The 18018-nt window shown below is 56.8% G+C and carries 20 protein-coding genes; 3 read left to right on the top strand and 17 right to left on the bottom strand.

The window, feature by feature from the left end:
- Positions 1 to 16: 16 nt before the first annotated feature.
- The 16 genes from SH661x_RS08150 to SH661x_RS08075 form a co-directional block, all read right to left on the bottom strand.
- Positions 17 to 343: a hypothetical protein gene (locus tag SH661x_RS08150; RefSeq protein ID WP_437229801.1), complete on the bottom strand. Its 327-nt coding sequence runs from the start codon at positions 341 to 343 to the stop codon at positions 17 to 19.
- Positions 343 to 1197: a hypothetical protein gene (locus tag SH661x_RS08145; RefSeq protein WP_437229799.1), complete on the bottom strand. Its 855-nt coding sequence runs from the start codon at positions 1195 to 1197 to the stop codon at positions 343 to 345. Before SH661x_RS08145 ends, SH661x_RS08150 begins: the two co-directional genes overlap by 1 nt.
- Entirely contained in the window at positions 1169 to 2866 is a 1698-nt protein-coding gene (locus SH661x_RS08140; RefSeq protein ID WP_437229797.1) for a zonular occludens toxin domain-containing protein, read from the bottom strand. The genes SH661x_RS08145 and SH661x_RS08140 overlap by 29 nt, the downstream gene beginning before the upstream one ends.
- Positions 2867 to 2869: 3 nt before the next feature.
- Positions 2870 to 3091, bottom strand: a complete 222-nt coding sequence (locus SH661x_RS08135) for a hypothetical protein (RefSeq protein WP_437229795.1) — start codon at positions 3089 to 3091, stop codon at positions 2870 to 2872.
- Between the two features lie 129 nt (positions 3092 to 3220).
- On the bottom strand, positions 3221 to 4585 hold the full coding sequence (locus SH661x_RS08130; RefSeq protein ID WP_437229793.1) for a hypothetical protein: 1365 nt from the start codon (positions 4583 to 4585) through the stop codon (positions 3221 to 3223).
- Between the two features lie 2 nt (positions 4586 to 4587).
- Complete coding sequence (locus SH661x_RS08125; RefSeq protein ID WP_437229791.1) at positions 4588 to 4755, bottom strand: hypothetical protein; 168 nt, start codon at positions 4753 to 4755, stop codon at positions 4588 to 4590.
- A gap of 98 nt (positions 4756 to 4853) precedes the next feature.
- Complete coding sequence (locus tag SH661x_RS08120) at positions 4854 to 5165, bottom strand: hypothetical protein (protein ID WP_437229789.1); 312 nt, start codon at positions 5163 to 5165, stop codon at positions 4854 to 4856.
- Positions 5166 to 5168: 3 nt separating this feature from the next.
- Positions 5169 to 5300 (bottom strand): hypothetical protein, encoded by a 132-nt coding sequence (locus tag SH661x_RS08115; protein ID WP_437229787.1) that lies wholly within the window; start codon positions 5298 to 5300, stop codon positions 5169 to 5171.
- A gap of 123 nt (positions 5301 to 5423) precedes the next feature.
- Entirely contained in the window at positions 5424 to 6938 is a 1515-nt protein-coding gene (locus tag SH661x_RS08110) for a hypothetical protein (RefSeq protein WP_437229785.1), read from the bottom strand.
- A gap of 710 nt (positions 6939 to 7648) precedes the next feature.
- Positions 7649 to 7996, bottom strand: coding sequence for a hypothetical protein (locus tag SH661x_RS08105; RefSeq protein ID WP_437229783.1), 348 nt, complete (start codon positions 7994 to 7996; stop codon positions 7649 to 7651).
- A 236-nt stretch (positions 7997 to 8232) separates the two neighbouring features.
- The gene (locus tag SH661x_RS08100; protein WP_437229781.1) at positions 8233 to 8523 is read right to left on the bottom strand and encodes a hypothetical protein; all 291 of its coding nucleotides are present in this window, start codon (positions 8521 to 8523) and stop codon (positions 8233 to 8235) included.
- A gap of 3 nt (positions 8524 to 8526) precedes the next feature.
- On the bottom strand, positions 8527 to 8760 hold the full coding sequence (locus SH661x_RS08095) for a hypothetical protein (protein WP_437229779.1): 234 nt from the start codon (positions 8758 to 8760) through the stop codon (positions 8527 to 8529).
- A gap of 658 nt (positions 8761 to 9418) precedes the next feature.
- Positions 9419 to 10672, bottom strand: a complete 1254-nt coding sequence (locus SH661x_RS08090; RefSeq protein WP_437229777.1) for a CvpA family protein — start codon at positions 10670 to 10672, stop codon at positions 9419 to 9421.
- 60 nt (positions 10673 to 10732) lie between these two features.
- Positions 10733 to 10864 (bottom strand): hypothetical protein, encoded by a 132-nt coding sequence (locus SH661x_RS08085; RefSeq protein ID WP_437229775.1) that lies wholly within the window; start codon positions 10862 to 10864, stop codon positions 10733 to 10735.
- A 14-nt stretch (positions 10865 to 10878) separates the two neighbouring features.
- Entirely contained in the window at positions 10879 to 12666 is a 1788-nt protein-coding gene (locus tag SH661x_RS08080; RefSeq protein WP_437229773.1) for an ArnT family glycosyltransferase, read from the bottom strand.
- 121 nt (positions 12667 to 12787) lie between these two features.
- On the bottom strand, positions 12788 to 13984 hold the full coding sequence (locus tag SH661x_RS08075) for a pyridoxal phosphate-dependent aminotransferase (protein WP_437229771.1): 1197 nt from the start codon (positions 13982 to 13984) through the stop codon (positions 12788 to 12790).
- On the opposite strand from SH661x_RS08075, the gene SH661x_RS08070 reads away from it, so the two are divergent.
- The 3 genes from SH661x_RS08070 to SH661x_RS08060 all read left to right on the top strand — a co-directional run bounded on the left by SH661x_RS08070 (position 13983) and on the right by SH661x_RS08060 (position 15888).
- Positions 13983 to 14249: a hypothetical protein gene (locus SH661x_RS08070; RefSeq protein WP_437229769.1), complete on the top strand. Its 267-nt coding sequence runs from the start codon at positions 13983 to 13985 to the stop codon at positions 14247 to 14249. The two genes, SH661x_RS08075 and SH661x_RS08070, sit on opposite strands and share 2 nt — an antisense overlap.
- Positions 14250 to 14286: 37 nt before the next feature.
- Positions 14287 to 14772 (top strand): Hsp20/alpha crystallin family protein, encoded by a 486-nt coding sequence (locus SH661x_RS08065; RefSeq protein ID WP_437229767.1) that lies wholly within the window; start codon positions 14287 to 14289, stop codon positions 14770 to 14772.
- 210 nt (positions 14773 to 14982) lie between these two features.
- Entirely contained in the window at positions 14983 to 15888 is a 906-nt protein-coding gene (locus SH661x_RS08060; RefSeq protein WP_437229765.1) for a response regulator, read from the top strand.
- A gap of 244 nt (positions 15889 to 16132) precedes the next feature.
- On the opposite strand, the gene SH661x_RS08055 is transcribed toward SH661x_RS08060, so the two are convergent.
- Positions 16133 to 17980, bottom strand: coding sequence for a SulP family inorganic anion transporter (locus SH661x_RS08055; protein ID WP_437229763.1), 1848 nt, complete (start codon positions 17978 to 17980; stop codon positions 16133 to 16135).
- Positions 17981 to 18018 lie beyond the last annotated feature (38 nt).

The following is an 18018-nucleotide window of genomic DNA, read 5'->3' as shown; positions in this document are numbered from 1 at the left end:
GCCACAATCTGTGACATCATCTCGAAACGAAAAACTTGTTCTTCCGGGCACGTCGGCTGCGGATGGTGCCCTGATTCCGCTTGCCCCAGAAGTCATTCCGGAGCCGACGCATTTCATCATCCGAGGAAAACGGCTTCATGCTGTTGTAAACACGCTCCCAATCCTTCTGATCGTCGTACGAACGAATGATCAGTGACAGCTGCCGAATGCAGAACTTCAGAATCTCCATCCCGATGATGAAGCCGATAAACTTCAACAGCATCGCAGACAACGCCGGACGCATCGCTTCAATAATCGAACCGAATGCATCTTCCGAAACGATATCAAGGACCTGAGCGAGCATTATTCAATCTCCTTCGCGATGCGGTAGCACTTTCCCCAGACAAGCCACACATCGGCTTCCTGATTCTTCTTTTCGCCCAGGGTGAAAAACGATCCTCTCCCCTGCTCTTTCTTCCCGCGTCTCAAACCGCCGAGCAGATACACCCCGCCTGCATTCATATCGGTTTCGCAGGTCATCCCCTGATCATCGGTCGTCGGCCCCAGATTCACATCAGCGTTAACGACATCAGAGACATTCAGCTTCAACGTCAGGCGACCCACCGTGTCAGAGATTTCCCGAACGCTCACCGTCGCTTCGAGACCCGTTTGAACGAAACGCACATTGTTGGAAACGTTCCCGGCGTTGCCGGTCACGATTGACGTTCGGATCGGGATCTTCAATCCACGCGTGACGGTCGAAGACGACCCTTCAATCAGAGTGAAAAGCGGATCCGCCACAATCTTCATGCTCGAACGTTCGCGGGTTGCACGAAGGACGGCTGAAAGACTGGCGTCCGCAACACTCGCCCCGCCCTCTTCCCTCAAGCCCTGTTTGACACCGAGAGTTAAATCCTTCGTCACGTTCGAAAGGTTTGCGTACCCCGCCGCCAGCTCAAGAGCAGGGTTCACATCCAGTCCGAAATCCAAAAGATCCTTATCACTCATGCTGATCACATGCAGCTGAACGCACCAAACAACGGACGGGGCTTTTTCCAATCTCTCAAACACATCTGCGATGCGTTCGACGACTTCCAGACTGTCACCGATGAGCACAAGGCCATCGGGCAGCGCCGTCAGCGTTCCCCCTGAACTGAGGAACCCGCCAATCGCTGAAGCAACCTGCGTGTCAGTCAGCCTGCGAATCTTGCGAATCATGACCACCTTGTCCTCCGGTTTCGGCTGCCCCAGGTAAAACAGGCCCCGGAGCTCCACCAGTTCCACGCCCAGAGTCCGGGCTACCGTCGCCAGACACACCCGGAGAGGAGTTTCCTGAAAGTCCCCCGTCACGGTTTTCTGGTCCAATGCTTGTTCCACCGCCACGCAAACGCCGTATTGATCGGCGAGGAGGGTTGTGAACACCCGCATCGGGGTTTGATTGAACCGGCCTGTCACCATCTTGGAATCGAGGCTTGACACCGGGGATGGGGACGATGGGGGGGGAGCTGACTGATAGATCGCTTTTAGAATGGGTTCCCTCACCGGGACCACTGGAGCCTGAAGGCTGTGCCCCACTTCCGGGAGTGCCTGCCGCTGTCCAGCTGCGCACCCGCTGATACTGAGAAGGACTAAGCACACCAACCCGCAGCACAGTACCGCCAGAAAGCTCCACACGACCGTGAGCGCTATCAATCGACACGACCTGATGGCCAATGAAAGGCCCTGTTTCAATACGGTCACCGACCTTCCCAGAAGAGCCATCGGCCCAATAACAAGCATCCCCAACAACGGCCACCAAACCGGTAAGTTCTTCCGCATAAGTCGCTGCCTCCTGCAGTCTCAATGCCATCATTCGGTTCTGTTCCGCCAGCTGGTTCAGCTGGCGTTTGGATTCAACATCCTTCGCAAGAGTTGGTTGCGGTTCGCTATCAGGCGACACCGACTGAACCTGAGCCTTGCCCTTCGCAGTCGGGGTTCCGCCAAGCGAACCGGCTGCCAGAGACCCGAAAGAAAAGGCCCCTTCAACAATCATCGAGAGACCGCCCAGGGCGAACAGCCAGAACAGCCCCGCGGCTGCCCCGGCACGCAAGCCGGTCGGCCAGAAATTCCGCTCAACGTACCAGAGAATCAGACGTGGCCAGCTGAAGCGCTCCCACTCCTCTTTCGGCCGGTTCGCTTCCCCATCGTGGCTGGCCCCTTCTGCCGCGATGTTGTTGTACGAATCGTAACAGGCGTAATGTTCCTTCTTATGAAAGATGTACCGGAAGCCGTCGTTCGTGAAATCCCGGGCCGAGCGGCCCGAAGTGACCCCTTCGCGAACGATCGTCAGGCCAACTTTCTTCCGCCAGAACTTACTCAGCAGCTGCAACACATCATGCCACTTGGCGCCGGTGAACAGCTCCGTTCGCTGGCTCGGTGCAAAGATCCGCGTTTGCACCCCAGCTTCATTTCTTGCATCAGTGCTCAGCTTGAATTCATGCTGAGTGATCAGCTGGCAGGTTGCGCCGTGATGCCTGAGTCCCCCGGTCCACTCACCCAGGGCGGCAAGGTGGGCTTTGCTATGTTTTTTGCCAAAGTACCGATGAGCTTCATCAATGGCGATATGTGCACCCTTGATGTCTTTATCAGCAAAAAACGACCATGGACCGCCCTTCCCTTCGATCCACGTTTTCAGCTCTTCAGCCGGGATCAGCTTCAACCGGGCTTCCACCTCCTGAACGGACTTCCCAGAGAGAGCCGCGAGACCTTCCGGCTTCAGCGGGAGATTGTGCCAGTAATCTCCGGATTCATCACGAAGAAAATTGACCAGCTGGAAGGCCGACACATACAGCGTCTTCCCTGCCCCGGACTCCCCGATCACGCATTCCAATTGCGGACGACTTGCCACCTATCAACCTCCCAGAGTCGGAACCATGGACTTCACAAAACGAAATCCAGCGATGCAGGCGCAGAACATCACGTAGGTGAAACCACACCAGAGAAAGACATCAACAGGCACCCAGCCGTTGATCGTCGCGAACCACGAAATCAGTGACGAGTACGTTCCCGACCAATTCGGAAGGAACGAGAGAAAGTACTCCGCCCAGCCATTCGCCATATCCAAAAAGTACATCACGACCCAGCAAATAAACCGTTTCAGAGCTTTGAAAGCGCCCTGGATGATGTACCGGACCCACTTCACAGGATTGATTGTGTCCAAGAATCCGGCGTACAGAGCAGACAACAGAACAGACCACATAAATCACCGTGAGGGATCAAAGAGAGCAAACAGACATTGCATCGCGAACAGCAGGTACACGCCCCCTGCAATCACTCCTCGTACCGTCGACCGCCACTCAAAGAGCCGCGCCAGGACATCATCATTCACACTTCCGGCCGACTCCTGCCCCACCCAAAGCCGCCCTTCAGTCAAATCCCCGCCAAACTTAATCCCGAACGGACGAATCAACGGGCTATCCGACGTGCTCATCAAGTCAATTTCAAAATCCCACTGCGATTCAGTTCCACCCGCATACGGAAGCGCCACGGCGTACCGAAACGTCTGGACAATCTCCTGCATCTTCTCCTTGATCTTCATATTGCAATCATCGCAATTCACTTCGGAATCGTTCGGATCCGGGTCTTCATCATCACAGCAGCCATCCCCGTCGGTGTCACCGCCAGCATCTTTGCATTCATCCTCTTCGCAGACGCAGGACGGAACCGGACAGCCGTCTTCATTGTTCTCGATATGCAACTTCCCCTCCCGGTCATCCTCACAGACGCAGGCATAGCCTTCCCCCATTGAAAGCATGGGACCGTAGGGATTGCCTTCCAAGTAATCGTAAACCCCGTCACGATTCGAATCCGCCAGACAGGGATCAGGATCAGAGACGCAATCCAACGTCGGGCACCCATCAGGGCCATCAACAATCTCGAAATGACCCGAAGCCGTTTCCGTCTGGCATTCCCGCCCCACCTGCTCCAAGTCACCGCCGCTCAGCTCCGGGCATGGCTGGCAATCATCACAGAACGTTCCGTTGGGGCAGCCATTGCCGTCGTACGTGAACGATGTCACACCGTTCCCCTGCCCTTCACCACAAGAACATGACTGACCTTCCCCAGGCGAAGGAGGATCACCGCAGCCGTGACATGAACCAGAATTACAGGCGAGGTATTCGCACCCGTCACCATCGGTCGCGACATAATACGTGGCACCGAACAAACCATTGGAGCAACAGTTTTGCCCAACCTGCCCACCGTCATAGCCCGGGCACGGAGGGGGAGGATATCCACAACCTGCATTCAGAAATGTCGGACAGAACGTGTACCCGACTGCTGTTGCTGCATCGGTGTACTCCTGGGCTGTAATTACGTTCTCAGGCCCCCCGTTGTCACGACGGGTAAAGCTATTGTTTGAGCAGGAATATTGAAACAGATAGGGGATGTCTTGGCCCCCGGTTGTTCTACGCAACAGCGTGAAGTATGCGCCGCCGCTGGTGCACCCCTGCCCTGAACCCGACAGCTGAACCAACACTGTGCCCGCCCCATTCCAAATGTACTGCGCATTCGCCGTACATGGCATCAGTCCGATCAGCAGCAGTGCGAGAACGACAATCCTGTGCATGATCACCCCCAGAAATTCTTGTTGCGAGCCGCGTACATCAAAACCACAAACGTCTGGGCACCGGCGATGCAGCAGAGGGCGTAAACGCACACCACCAAGAGCTGATCCATGTGGTTCAGCTTGCCCAGGCATTCCGCGTAGAACTCAGCTGATGTCATTTCTTCAGACATGATCAGACCAAGGGAAGATGGGATCGTTGGAGGCCGGAGTACCGGCCAGCTACGGGGGGCCGGAGTACCGGCCCCCCTACGCCAGCGGAATCAGAAGACTAGACACCGCGAGTCGTGTAACGACGCAGCAGCTTGATTCCCAGACCGACCAACAGCATTCCGACCGCAAGCGTCAGCATGCCTTTGATGACGGATCCCACCTTGGTTCCCACCGCCGTCACAATGGAATTCCATTCGTCGTCGGTGATGACGTCGTAAACCTGAAACGACCCGCCGCCACCTCCCTCCTGAGCGAACGCAGCAGCACTGAAGCACAGCATCACAACAGCTGCCAGCAGGCACGGAGCGAACCGGCGCAGCTGTGCCACAGAAGGAACAAAAGCGGACACCTTGGAAAGAACGTTCTTCATTTTTCAATCCTTCAACGTGCTCATAAACTTTGCCGGGCCAGTGACCCAGAACGCCGCATAAAGCACGAAATGAAACACAAGAAAACCGAGGTAATGCGAAACAAACAGCTGTAACGCGGTGACGGGTTCTTCCATCACTTACCTCCCCTTCTCTTCCGGAACACCCGGACGAGAACCCGGATCAACAACAATCCGAATACGCACACGGTTCCGGTGATCGCACCGACAACCGTTTGAATCAACAAATGTGCCAAGTAATCAGCCATTGGGAACCCCTGCCATCGCATGAAGGCCCGTCATCCCGGCAACGTCAACCAGCTCCGGGCGTCGGCTCCACACCTGAAAGGGATACGATGGCTCAGTCTCGAAACCGCCCCGCTGGAAGTACTCATTCAGCCGGTGGAGATGGCCGCTGTATTCGTTCTCCCAGCCGTCGAACATTTCAACGCCATGCTCAACGAGCTGGTGAACCGCCAACCTGTATTCGCCGACTTGTTCGATCGGACCGAATGCCCTGCCCGATGCAGTCCTCAACAGTGAGACCGCCGTCTTGATGAGGCGGTTCGTTGTTTTTGGATCCACTGCGGGTTCCGCTTTTCGCATCCGCTTCCGTCTTCTGCCAAAGACTGATCGAAACACCGCCTGGACTCGCTTCCAGACTGGCAGGATGTGGCGACGGTCTTTGTTGTGGCCGTCGTAATCCGCGAGCAAAAACCATGTCTCTGTCAGGTACTCAACGACCGCACGCGAACGAGCTTCAAAGTCGTCGACTGACCGGACCTTGTATGACCGGAGCCACGCACCGCGAAGCTGATACTCAATACGAGTGACCGGGACATCATTGGCGACGCCCCACGCTTCCCGCATGACTTCCAGTCGCTCCGGATGGAACCGCTCCAGCTGGAAAACCTTGTCGTAAACGCGACAGATCACATCGCGCCGACCGACCTGAAGGCCACTTCCGGGACCGCCGCATCCATACGTGGCAAGGTCCATTTCCCCGTCCAGACGGGCTTTGCTGACTGCCGCTTTCACAGCGATCAGACCGTTATCGTAAACGTTGCTGACAGCTTCAATCACAGCGGCCTTGCCCCGCTCATATGACCGATCGATCGCCCTGTGCAGCTGCTCTTCGCTGGCCACGCTGAACGGAGCCACGTGGTTGGCTCTTCGCACACACCGGCCAGCTTGTGCCGCCTTGCGAAAACTCACAGCCTTAATTCCAGGCACATCCACAAAGCAATCGATACGCCCGATGGAATGATTGTCGACCCGGTAACCGATCGCACGAAGAACCTGTTCCGCGAACTGCCACAGCTCCCGGGCAGACCAACCGAACCGCAGCATTGCCCCGCCCATGGCTTCCACCATCACATTCGCACGCTTCACGCTGCTGGGCTTACCGCTGAACAGAAAACGGACACCATCGATTTCGACCACGTACTTGAACCCGGCTCCCGAACGACTGCCCCGCTCATGCACAGACGCGAGATATCCCTGATTCGAACGGCTCAGGCCAACGGTGATGATCGCCGGGGAATGTTTTGCACGTGCGACCAACTGCGATTCCGCCAGAAGTCCCATCCAGATACCGAAAGGCCCTTCGGGCATGTCGGCCCATACGTTGATGCTGATCGAGTCCACGCCGCCTACTTGATTGATACACTGCTGTGTATTTGGGGGTGGCGTGATACTGGATACGCCACCCTGCCCTACCTCATCTCCATTGCTGCCAGTGCTGACGTTGAGGCTTGCCTTGCTTGCTTCTCGCATGCTCCCGCTCCTTCGTTTGAAGAACTACACCAAACTCTTTCTCTGCTTGGGCACGTCCCAAGTCAGGAACTCGTTCAAGGAACTCAGCGGCTTGCGTGTCTCGCTCTCCACGGCGACGGCTTCGGAAATATCCTGCCAATGCCAACTCAGCACTACGCTTTGCTTCGCTGTTGCTCTCTCGAATCGCTTGCTTCCACTGTCGAAACAGAACTTGCCCTTCACCTTCACAGCACTCTTTGACGATGTAACCGGGGATGAAGAACAACGTCTTTTCTCCTGATCTAATGTGGGGAGGAAACCTCACCGGTTTCTTCCCCACACCCCATCTTCCTCTGGTCCACTTGCCTCAACTCGTGAAGACAATGAAGGCCGCTGGCGGCGTTTTCCTAGAAGTCTCAACCTCTCAGCGGCCTTTTCGATGTTCTGAAAAGAAGAGGGGGAAGTTCCGGGATACAGGAGAGACCGTCTCTCCCTCCGCACCCATCACTCCCCCGCAGGTGTGGGGGGGAGGTGATGGGCACTGCGGGAGAGACTCACCCCCCTATTTGCAGCTGGGCTGCTATCGGAGAAATTCACGCTGTGGACAGAATCGACGCTCGGACATGCTGGTGAGTTCGTGAGCTGGATTCTTGCGTGAACTTCTCTGAAAGCAGAAACCTGCCCCGGCCCAACGAAACGTCGGAAATGGGCCGGGGCGCTCCTGGGCATCTTCAGATCTTCGGAGCCGTCGTCTTCGGCTGTTCGCCAAAGTTCAGCGGAACGGCAGTCACGTCAATGATGTCGAACTGAAAGAAGTACCCGCCCTTATTGAACTGGCCCTTCACCTGCTCCTGCCGGGGCTGAATATGGAGCAGAACCCCGTCTTCATCCTTGAGACGTTCCGCTGCCTGAAAAATGACGGGGTCAACGTTCGATTCGACTTTTCCGAAGGGAGTTTGAGCCGAGACAATGTACTTGTCTCCGAATTCCCGAGACGGCTTGTGAGTGCAGGCCATCTTAATGCCGATGATGTGGCAAGGAGGATGGTCGATGTACAGTTCGGCGACGCTCTTCGCCATGGGGCTACCTTCCGTGTCAAACAACAGAGAAATAAGCAGCCGCCGCTTCCTGCATTGGCTGCCGTCGAGATGGTCCACGCTGCCCAATAAAAAACCGCTGCAAGCATCCAATGCTTACAGCGGATTCTCGACGGCAACGCAGACGCACAGAAAACGCCTGTGCTTCCAGTGATTCAACCCGAGTGCCTGCGCGGACTGGTAAGGTTTGGTGTAGGCAGGCAGCCGGGATGGAGACTTCAGAAATGAACCCGACGGTAGATGTCGGGAAGCCGCCGATCAACGAGATTCTGGCAGCGAGCGATGATGAAATTTGTTTCACCATCAGAGCGAAGCACGCCATCAGCCCAGCAGGAGCCAAGTAAACGCACTGCCATCGACATGGCTTGCGGAACGGATACGCCGAGACGATCGGCAACTGTGCCGATTTGATGAACGTCATCTGCGAGCATCGGACAAGTGACATCAACGAGTGAGGCAATGTCACCAGCGATTTCATCGCATTGATTGAGAAGGTCTTGCTCTTGCATGATTCAGCCCCCCTGTACTGATGGAGCCGTGATACCAGCGACCTTGCTTTCGAGGTCCGCAACGCTGAGAAGCACATCCGCCTCCTCCTTGAGAAGCAAACGGGCAATGCGGACAAGGTCAAAAACCCGAGCAGCAGTTGCTGATTGACGCTGCGAAATCTGAATGAGGGGACGCGCTGCATCGCCCAGGGCGATGTCACACGCACGCAGGGACGCAACGATCTCTGACAATTCCATGCTTCACTCTCCGCGAAGAGACTTTCGCCGCGACGAATCGAAGAAAAAGCCCCGTCCCTAAGGCAAGGAGTCGCGGCTCCCTGCCCTGCTGGTGACTGAGGGGACGGGGCAAAACCACGACTTTCGAGGCGAGACGGAGAAACGCAGAAACCCCAGCAATCCACAATGAGATTGCAGGGGTACAAATCCGCCGATAGAATGAAACCGTCTCGCACAGCTTCTACCTGTTGCGTGATCACGAGCGAGGACGCTGGTAACGTCGCTGGCTCAATTCACCGCCCTGCTCAGCTCCAACTGAGCGGGGCTTTTTTATCCCCGTCTGGAAAAAATATCTTGGAAATTTTTTCTCAGATTTTCGGCTTCCGACTGGTAATCGGTCACCGCGTCAATTTTGCCGTAAGTCAATACCCTGTAAAGGCTTAGCGGACATTATCGGACGTTGGGGTATGGGTGCGATCTCAGTTCTGTGGAGACGGTCTGCCGCTCCTGAGGCGTGTGGCGATTTGATTCAACGACGCAGCTGCGGATTTCGCGCAGCGACCCCGCATCGTTCATCGTGTGCCTGAGATCGATGTTCTGAAGCATGTCTGTTTGACTCTCGGAACCTGCTGAACCGAACTGGGTCGCCTGCTCTGCAGCGACCGGCTTAGGCGATTGCTTACAAGGAACTGCCCGAGGGATTCGAATGAGCCTGAGCGGCTCGGAGGCGCTGCTGGGCATCGGCTCCGAGTTGCTCAATGCGGAGCCCCTGAATCTGCATCTGATTGATGATGCGAATCTCCACCAGGACCTGTGCTCCCGTCTTTGGATCAGGATCGGGTTTGTGGCCGAGGAGATCCGACTTCCAGTCGTGGAGTGCCGCCTTGCTGACCGAGTCCGGGATCCCGGCAATCCGCCGCTGGATGTCCTGTTCGATATTCTGCTGCACGTTGGGCAGCGGCGAATAGACGGCGGCGATTTCGCGGATCACCGTCAGGTGCGGGTTGCTGGATGGAATCGGACTCGGGGCACTTGAATTCGACGGAGCTGGCGACACCGGCGTCCCGAGCTGACTCAATCGCCAGTCCACATATTGCTGCAGCTGGCCAGCCCCCACCTGAACGATCTGCTGCTGCAGGTTCGCCCGCTCCTGAGGAGGGATGGAATTGATGAGCGAGTTCAATTTCTGTTCGAGCTGAATTCGAGTCTGCGGATCCGAATTCTGAAGCGCGCTGGAAACGATCTGCTGCGATTGGGAATCGAAGAGCTGCTGCAGCTGGCCCCAGAGAGCAGACGCGGGCGAAGAAGTCCCGGTCGAGGACGATCCGGAATTGGTCGGCTGGGGAAGGGTCGTCGATTGCCCCAGACTGGAATTGGATCCGGAGGAACCTTCAAACGGATCGTGTTCATGAATCAGCGGCAGATCGGGAGAGTCGAGCAGATGGATGTAGTCTTCGAGTGCCACATGCAATTTGTGAGGAAGGATCGGCTCGAGCCGGTCCATGATGATGGCGCAGTACCGGCCGGTGTAAGAATTCTTCAGCGAAGCCCTCGCGCTCTCCGAAACCGTCACGATGAAAAACGTCATGATGAGGACCAGCAGGACCCCTTTGATGAGCCCGAAAGCGACTCCCAGATGCCGGTCGAATTCTTTCAGTTTGCATTTCTCAATGACTTCATGAAGCATCCGCGCAGCCAGGAAGCAGAGAAACGTGAATCCCAGATAAGAGGCCACCATCAGAACCCAGTGGTTCATCGGCGGGTCGAGATGCACGTACGGGCCGGCAGCGTTGGAAACTGCGTCCGCGAACACGAAGCTGAGAATGATGCCGGCGAGACTGGCGATCTGAAAGATGAATCCCCGCATCGCTCCGCGCAAGGCGAAGAACGCCAGGATCCCCAGCACCAGAACATCATACCACATGATCATCATCGCGACTCCGTTCACTCTCCTGCGCTGATCCAGCAGCGAGGCTACGCCCTTCCCCAGAGTCTATCTGCCGCTGGATCGCCGGGTAAAGAGAACTTTGGCAAGACTGGCGTTTTCGGGAACTCGCACAGCTTCCCGAACGCGACCCTCTTCATCACGTCGTTTGACCGGTCGCAGCCATTTCCAAGTGGTCACGAACCGTTCAATGTTCATCTGCGACGACCGGACAGACCGGAAGCCTGCAGCGCCTGATTCCATTCTTCAATATCATCAGTTTCAATGTCGTACAGGTCGATGGAACCTCCGAAGCTTTTCATCGGAGTGAAGAATCGGAAGTAACCGAACTCCTGAAAGTCGGCCGCGCGGAAGGCGCCATCTTCCAGCGTGATCCCATGCGGCCTGCCCATCACAAAATTGACGCTCACCGCATACAGTCCGGGTTTCGGCTCCCAGGAGGGAGGCAGTTCATAATGGATCCCCATCGCTTTCGGCGGAACCATTCCGAAGTAGGCGAGGCCCAGCGAGTCGATCCCCTGCTCTTTAAGATACTCACTCAGAGCATTCAGATCCTGCCCCCAGTCCAGATTGGAATCGATCAGGTGGTGCCGTCCCCCGACTGGCCCCCCTGCTCCTTCGTTGAAATACGTGAGGTGGCTGGGATGAAATCGTAGTGAAAGACCACACAGGATCGTCACACTGGCGATGGCGAGCCGGCGTCTGCCGGAGGATTCAAAACGAAACAGATGTGCAGAGCTCCCCGCGAATATCATCAGCAGCGGCAGCACGGGCAGAATATAGCGCAGGCCCAGCTGCAGACTTTCATAGCTAGTGATGACTATTAATAGAACGACCGGACAAAGCAGGGTCGTTGCCTTCCGCCACGGCTGCGGGATGTCGCCCCTTCGTCGGACCAGCAGGTAAGCTGCCAGGATCACCAACAGCTGAAAGACATGCGGCAGTTTATAGAGCAGGGCTTTCAGAAAATAAGTACGAAACCCCGTCAGACTCCAGTCTCCGTCCAGATAAACAGGATGCTGCCCCGCCATGACCAATCGCTGCTCATCGATCCCCAGCACATAGTCCTGCGGAAACGGCACCGGGAGCCACTTCACAAAACTGAAAAGTGCCTGAATCGCCTGCATCCCGGCAGAATGAAATTGATAATCCGCCAGCCTGATGAACATCCCCTGAAAACCATAACTGCCGCACAGAACGAGAAGGCTGACGAGAACTGCCCCCAGGACTTGCGGAACGAAACGCTTCCAAGACGTTCTGAATTCTGAAGAGAGCTTCCCCCACTGCAGGAACGCGATGACCACAAGAAGAGGATAGAGAATCAGGCAGGTGAACTTTGCCCCTTGGGCGATTCCCAGCATGCCGCCCCACAGCATCGCCTGTCGCCAGCGTGGACGTTCGCACCACAGAGTGAAAGCAAACAGGGTCGAGACAAACCCGAACGTCCCGGCAGCATCCGGGGTCACCACGCTTCCATAGGCAATCACATTGGGGCATGTCACATACAGCAGCAGCGACAGCAGTCCTGATACGGGACCATAAAATCGTCGGCCCCACAGATAGACAATGCAGCCGGTGGCGATCGTCCAGGCGAGGTTCAATCCCCTGCCCCAGCGGTACCAGCGGCCAAAGTCCTGGGGGTGGTCTTCAACAAATTTCAGCCCCAGCCCCTGCCCGACCGTCTCCCGATCGACATGAACTCCGCTCACCACCAGCGGGACAGCTGCCCACATTCGCGACAACGGGGGATTGACCCGCTCAATGTCGAATCGTCCGTCTCTCAGGTTCCTCGCACCGACGGGCAGATGCCAGATTTCATCGTGCGTCACCGATTTCGACCACGCTGTGTGCAGCCCGATCAGAAACTGAAGCGTCAGCAGGGTGACGACAAGACCAATCTCCACTCGCCGATTCAGAGCAGGCCCGTCTTGAAGGAGAACAGGACCCGCGGGAGCGCGGGGCGAGCGGACTAGTCGATTCATGGTTGCGAAGTCCTTCTCGCAAGACAGTTCTCAATGACATGCTAAATGATTGAGAACATCATGTCCGGCGACAGTTTGTCCCCTGTCGCCGGACACGATCAATTTCGGCCGTGATTCTGGCTCACTTGGCCCCTTTTAAAAACTCTTCGAGTGCATCGAGTCCTGCTTTCAGGGCCGGAATGCTCGTCGCGAACGAGAGACGCACATAGCCCGGAGCCCCGAAATCGTCTCCGGAAACCAGCGCGACGTGCGGAACTTCCAGCAGGACATTGCAGAAGTCGGTGGCGTTGTCCACGACCTTCCCTCCGGGGAGTGTCTTGCCGAAATAGCTGCTGACGTTGAAGAACGCGTAGAACGCTCCCCCCGGTTCGGCGAAGCTGAGGCCCGGCATCGCGTGCAGTCGCTCGATCACATAGTTCCGACGCTTGGTAAACTCGACCAGCATTTCCTGAATACTGTCCTGGCTGGCGGTCAGAGCTTCGACAGCAGCGTACTGGCTGATGCTGCACGGGTTCGAAGTCTGCTGACTCTGCAGATTGCTCATCGCGACGGTGAGGTCCGCAGGAGCAAGCGTCCAGCCGATTCGCCACCCGGTCATCGCATACGCTTTACTGACACCGCTGACGATAATCGTCAGCTTCTTCACGTCTTCTCCAAAGGATGCGAACGAGCGGAATTCAGAATCGCCGTAGATCAGCTTCTCATAGATTTCGTCGGAGAGGACGGGGATCTGATGCTTCACTGCCACCTGAGCAATCGCTTCCAGCGTCTTGACCGGATAGGCCGCCCCGGTTGGATTACAGGGATTGTTCAGGAGCAGCAGTCGCGTTCGATCGGTGATATGGGATTCAAACTGCTCTGCCGACAGACAGAAGCCGCTTTCCTGAGTCGTCGGGACGAGCACGGCCGTAGCACCGGTGAGTTCGACCAGAGCGCTGTAGCTGACCCAGTACGGCGTCGGGATAATGACCTCATCCCCTGGCCCGCACAACGAAGCCAGAACATTATGAATGGCGTGTTTGGCGCCGTTGGCGACAATGACCTGCGATGGTTCGTAGCTCAGGCCGTAATCACGCAGGTATGCCTGACAGATCGCCTTCTTCAGCTCGGGGATCCCGGTTGCTGGTGTGTAGTGAGTGTGGCCGGCGTCCATGGCTGCCTTCGCTGCCCGGCAGATGTAGTCCGGCGTGGGGAAGTCGGGTTCGCCCAGCGTGAACTCGTGAACGTTCACTCCCGTGGCTTTCAATGCTTTGGCTTTGGCGGCGGCAGCAATGGTGGCGGAAGGTTTCAGAGATTGGACGGCAGCTGAGAGTCGCATGGAATGCAGTCTGGGTTTGAGTCCGGAATGGCCGGATCTGGGGACACAATACGCCCGCAACAGGTTCTCTGTCCGGGACTGGCTGGAAAAACCGAAGCAGCGATTTTTGAATGCGGACGGTGCAGAATCAAGCCACTTCCCGATTTTTGACCTGCCACAGCGGTCCCTGCAGCGACTCGACTCCCCTTCCCTTCTCCTCTGCGCAGCGGTATTTCCTTGTGGACAGCCGCACTTTTCCGGAGACAATGGACTGCGACGGTTCTGAACTGAATTCCCGACTCCAATGATGAAGGCCACCCAAGATGCCACAGCCGCCTCGAGAGAATCCTTTCAGAAATTGGCTTCCTCCCACGTCGATGACCGCGATCCGGCAGGAAGTATCCGACCTGGTCGAGAACCTCTTCGGCGACTCCCTGTCCCAGTTCCGGGGGGAGAGCGGACCTCGCATTGATGTCGTCGAGACCCCTGATGCGGTGGAGGTGACGACCGACCTGCCGGGGTTTCGGCGCGACGAAATTCAGGTTGAGGTCGATGACAAATCGCTGACGATCAGCGGCACCCGGTCAGAGGAAGCTTCGACTGTCGATGAGACCCGGAAGTATCATCGACTCGAGCGTCGCATGGGGAACTTCTCCCGTACGATCTGGCTCCCCTGCCCTGTTGATGAGCAGAAGATCGATGCCCGCCTGACCAGCGGAGTCCTGAAGATTCGACTTCCGAAACTGGAACCGTCAAGACGCCGGAAGGTGGAAGTGCACGGCGAAGATCTGAGTGCTCCTCCACTCTGAAATGGCTCGATTACATGATCCACTGGCTCGGACGGGAATGACAAGAAAGCGCTGGTTTAGCTGCACACTTGAAGTGTGCAGCTAAACGTGATTCGTGTTACTTGACTTCTTCAACGGACCGCCCGACCGCTGAGTTTCCCTTGAAATCCCTCTCCAGCGGAGTATCGTGAGAGTCGAATCACTGCTGGCGCTGTCGTGCGGGGGCTGCTCATGATCAACATCCTTGTGGTTGATGATTCCGCGATGGACCAGAAGATCGCAGCAGGCCTCCTGCGTCGGGATACCGGCTGGGAAATTGAGTTCGCTGCGGACGGTCGACAGGCGTGGACGCGGATTCGGGATTCCAATGCGGCACTTCCGGACGTCGTCGTCACCGACCTGCAGATGCCGGAAATGAACGGGCTGGAGCTGGTCCGGGAGGTTCAACGGGAGTTCCCGCTGGTGCCGGTCATTCTGATGACCGCTCAGGGAAGTGAGTCGATTGCGGTCGAAGCTCTGCAGCAGGGGGCCGCCAGCTATGTCCCCAAGGCGAAACTCGCTGCCCTGCTCGCTCCGACCGTTCAGCAGGTTCTCTCTCTTGCCGTCGAAAGACGCACCAGACGCGAACTGCTGCGGTACATGAAGGTGATCGAATCACATTTCGTGCTGGAGAACGATACCGCCATGCTCACCTCGCTGGTCTCGCATCTGCAGGAGACCCTGCGCGACATGAGCGTGCTCTCGGAAAACGAACGCCTGCGTGCCGGCGTCGCACTGGAAGAAGCCCTGCTGAATGCGGTTTATCACGGCAATCTCGAAGTCAGCAGCGAACTTCGTGAAACGGACCACATGCAGTTTTACGAACTGGCCCGCCAGCGAATGCGACTCTCTCCCTACAAGGAGCGACGAGTCTATGTTGACATTCGAATTGACAGCTCAGGGCTGCAATACACGATTCGCGATGAAGGCCCAGGGTTTGATCCCACGAACCTGCCCGACCCGACCGACCCGGCCAATCTCGAACGTCCCTGCGGTCGCGGTCTGCTGCTGATGCGGACATTCATGGACGAAGTCCGGCACAACGAGCTCGGGAATGAAGTCACGATGCTTAAGCGAGCCGTGCGGGCGAACGCATGAAATTCACCACGGTGACACGGAGGCACGGAGACTAACCGCGAATGACGCGAATGGTGCGAATACCAGTGCATTCGCAGCCCGTCGCCCCCTCCACTTCTCTCATCTCATCCACCGTTCCAAAATGCTTTCAGATCCCGAGAGCAAAAACAGATTCGCGACATTCGCCTAATTCGCGGTTAAAAAACTCCGTGTCTCCGCGTCTCCGTGGTGAACCAAACCGCTGCTCTGTCTCTTGCCCCGGACATTAAATTGCATACGTCCAGTCGTCCTGTTTCTGGTGTGGAATATGCCGGGGACAGCTCTCGCAGAGGTCGTCCCCGACAATCGTGTATGCGAATCGAACCGCTTCCAGCGTGCTGGTCCAGACAGCTCCCGTCTCTTCAAACACGAAGATGTGTTCCCGTCCCAGGTGAGCGAGAATTCCGGCAGAGTCCAGGGCCTTCATCATGTCCGGGCGAAGAGCACACAGGATGACGACGACGGAATATTCCCGCATCCGTTCAATGAATCGGTCCAGCAGATGCAGGCAGACCGCATCCGGATTTCGGGCCCGTTTCATTCTCAGAATCACCACCTGCACACCGTCATGACGCACGTCCTCCATGGTTTCAAAGTGACGTTCCAGCTCGGGTGAGGCCCCAAAAAACAGCTCCCCTTCCAGCGAGAACATTCTCAGACGTGTGCACGTGGCGTCGGTTGAAATCCGTTCACGAATCACCCGTTCATTGCTGACCACCAGTTCCGTGAGATGCACCCGGGCCGCCCGGGGAACATACAGAATGAACGAGAGAAACGTGCCGATGAGAACGCAGAATTCAATTGAAACCGCCACCGCCGAGAACGCCGTCGCTCCGACGATGATTGCATCGAAGCGAGTCGTCTTCAGGTAATAACGCAGCTGCCTCCACTCGACCAGCCGCCAGGCTGAGATCATGAGGATGCCAGCCAGTCCGGCGCGAGGAATGAAATAAGCAAGCGGCGCCAGAAACATGATCGTCATGGCCACCGCGAAGGCTGAGAAGACGCCGGACCACTGCGTCTGCGCTCCCGCATCCTTGTTCACCACCGAACGTGTCAGCGAGCCGGAACCGGGATAGCATTGAAAACAGCTTCCCACCGTGTTCGCCAGTGCTTCACTGAGACACTGTTGATTGATGTCCAGCTTCTGCCCCGTCAACGAGGCGATTGCCTTCGCCATCGCGACCGCCTCCAGCAGCCCGAGCAACGCAATCGAAACGGCGCTTCCGGAGAGCGTGCGAACCCAGCTCCAGTTCCAGGTCGGAAGTTCGAATCCCGGCAGGCCTGCGGGAATCAGCCCAACGATCGCCACACCGTGATGTTCGAGATCGAAGTGCCACACGAGCGCAGCCACGCAGCTCAGGGACAATAAGAACTCCGGAAGCTGAAGTCCGAGACGACGGTTGATTTGCCGCAGTCCCAGCGTCAGACAGATCACCCCCAGACCGATACCGACCGCGTACAGATTGGTCTGGTCGATATACGCAAGTGTTTTCACGAAGCGATAGAGAAAGTGGTCTTCACCATGCCCCTGTGCCTTCAGGCCCAGCAGGTTTTTGAACTGATCCATGACCAGCAGAATGGCTGCACCGAAGGTGAACCCGACGATCACAGCATGGGAAATAAATCGATTCAGATCCCCCAGTCGCAGAAGTGTGATCGCCAGCTGAATGAGCCCAACCATCATTGCCAGGAGGATGGCAGCCTGAATGCGGTCCCCTTCCCCGAAAGTCACCAGTGCACTGAGGACGGCGATCGAAATGGCGTTCGTTGGTCCGTTAATGAGATGCTTCGAGGAGTCGAAGAGTGCTCCCACCGCGGTCATCACGATTGCGGTATAGAGTCCATACTGAGCTGGGATGCCGGCGATCTGGGCATACGCCATCGCCTGCGGGACAGCGACCGCTGCCACGGTCAGACCGGCAGCGGAATCAGAAAGAAATGTCCGCACCGTGTAGGTTCGAAGAGAATTGATCGCCGGAACGACCCGATCAATCCAGGAGCGGAAACTCTCATGAGGACGCTGTTGAGGGGCAACAACGGTAGCGTCCTTCATCAACTTCTCGGGAATCATGCTGGCGCGGCCTTCGGTGGTCCAATCGGTCGTGGCCG

The organism is Planctomicrobium stercoris (assembly GCF_051465655.1).
Lineage (GTDB): Bacteria > Planctomycetota > Planctomycetia > Planctomycetales > Planctomycetaceae > Planctomicrobium.
This window is presented reverse-complemented; position numbering and strand designations above follow the sequence as displayed.

Bases quoted from the DNA above. Each gene is read 5' to 3' on its own strand.
- SH661x_RS08150 (WP_437229801.1), bottom strand. From the start codon at position 343: ATGCTCGCTCAGGTCCTTGATATCGTTTCGGAAGATGCATTCGGTTCG.
- SH661x_RS08145 (WP_437229799.1), bottom strand. From the start codon at position 1,197: ATGATTCGCAAGATTCGCAGGCTGACTGACACGCAGGTTGCTTCAGCG.
- SH661x_RS08135 (WP_437229795.1), bottom strand. From the start codon at position 3,091: ATGTACTTTTTGGATATGGCGAATGGCTGGGCGGAGTACTTTCTCTCG.
- SH661x_RS08130 (WP_437229793.1), bottom strand. From the start codon at position 4,585: ATGCACAGGATTGTCGTTCTCGCACTGCTGCTGATCGGACTGATGCCA.
- SH661x_RS08125 (WP_437229791.1), bottom strand. From the start codon at position 4,755: ATGTCTGAAGAAATGACATCAGCTGAGTTCTACGCGGAATGCCTGGGC.
- SH661x_RS08120 (WP_437229789.1), bottom strand. From the start codon at position 5,165: ATGAAGAACGTTCTTTCCAAGGTGTCCGCTTTTGTTCCTTCTGTGGCA.
- SH661x_RS08115 (WP_437229787.1), bottom strand. From the start codon at position 5,300: ATGGAAGAACCCGTCACCGCGTTACAGCTGTTTGTTTCGCATTACCTC.
- SH661x_RS08110 (WP_437229785.1), bottom strand. From the start codon at position 6,938: ATGCGAGAAGCAAGCAAGGCAAGCCTCAACGTCAGCACTGGCAGCAAT.
- SH661x_RS08105 (WP_437229783.1), bottom strand. From the start codon at position 7,996: ATGGCGAAGAGCGTCGCCGAACTGTACATCGACCATCCTCCTTGCCAC.
- SH661x_RS08100 (WP_437229781.1), bottom strand. From the start codon at position 8,523: ATGCAAGAGCAAGACCTTCTCAATCAATGCGATGAAATCGCTGGTGAC.
- SH661x_RS08095 (WP_437229779.1), bottom strand. From the start codon at position 8,760: ATGGAATTGTCAGAGATCGTTGCGTCCCTGCGTGCGTGTGACATCGCC.
- SH661x_RS08090 (WP_437229777.1), bottom strand. From the start codon at position 10,672: ATGATGATCATGTGGTATGATGTTCTGGTGCTGGGGATCCTGGCGTTC.
- SH661x_RS08080 (WP_437229773.1), bottom strand. From the start codon at position 12,666: ATGAATCGACTAGTCCGCTCGCCCCGCGCTCCCGCGGGTCCTGTTCTC.
- SH661x_RS08070 (WP_437229769.1), top strand. From the start codon at position 13,983: ATGGAATGCAGTCTGGGTTTGAGTCCGGAATGGCCGGATCTGGGGACA.
- SH661x_RS08075 (WP_437229771.1), bottom strand. From the start codon at position 13,984: ATGCGACTCTCAGCTGCCGTCCAATCTCTGAAACCTTCCGCCACCATT.
- SH661x_RS08065 (WP_437229767.1), top strand. From the start codon at position 14,287: ATGCCACAGCCGCCTCGAGAGAATCCTTTCAGAAATTGGCTTCCTCCC.
- SH661x_RS08060 (WP_437229765.1), top strand. From the start codon at position 14,983: ATGATCAACATCCTTGTGGTTGATGATTCCGCGATGGACCAGAAGATC.
- SH661x_RS08055 (WP_437229763.1), bottom strand. From the start codon at position 17,980: ATGATTCCCGAGAAGTTGATGAAGGACGCTACCGTTGTTGCCCCTCAA.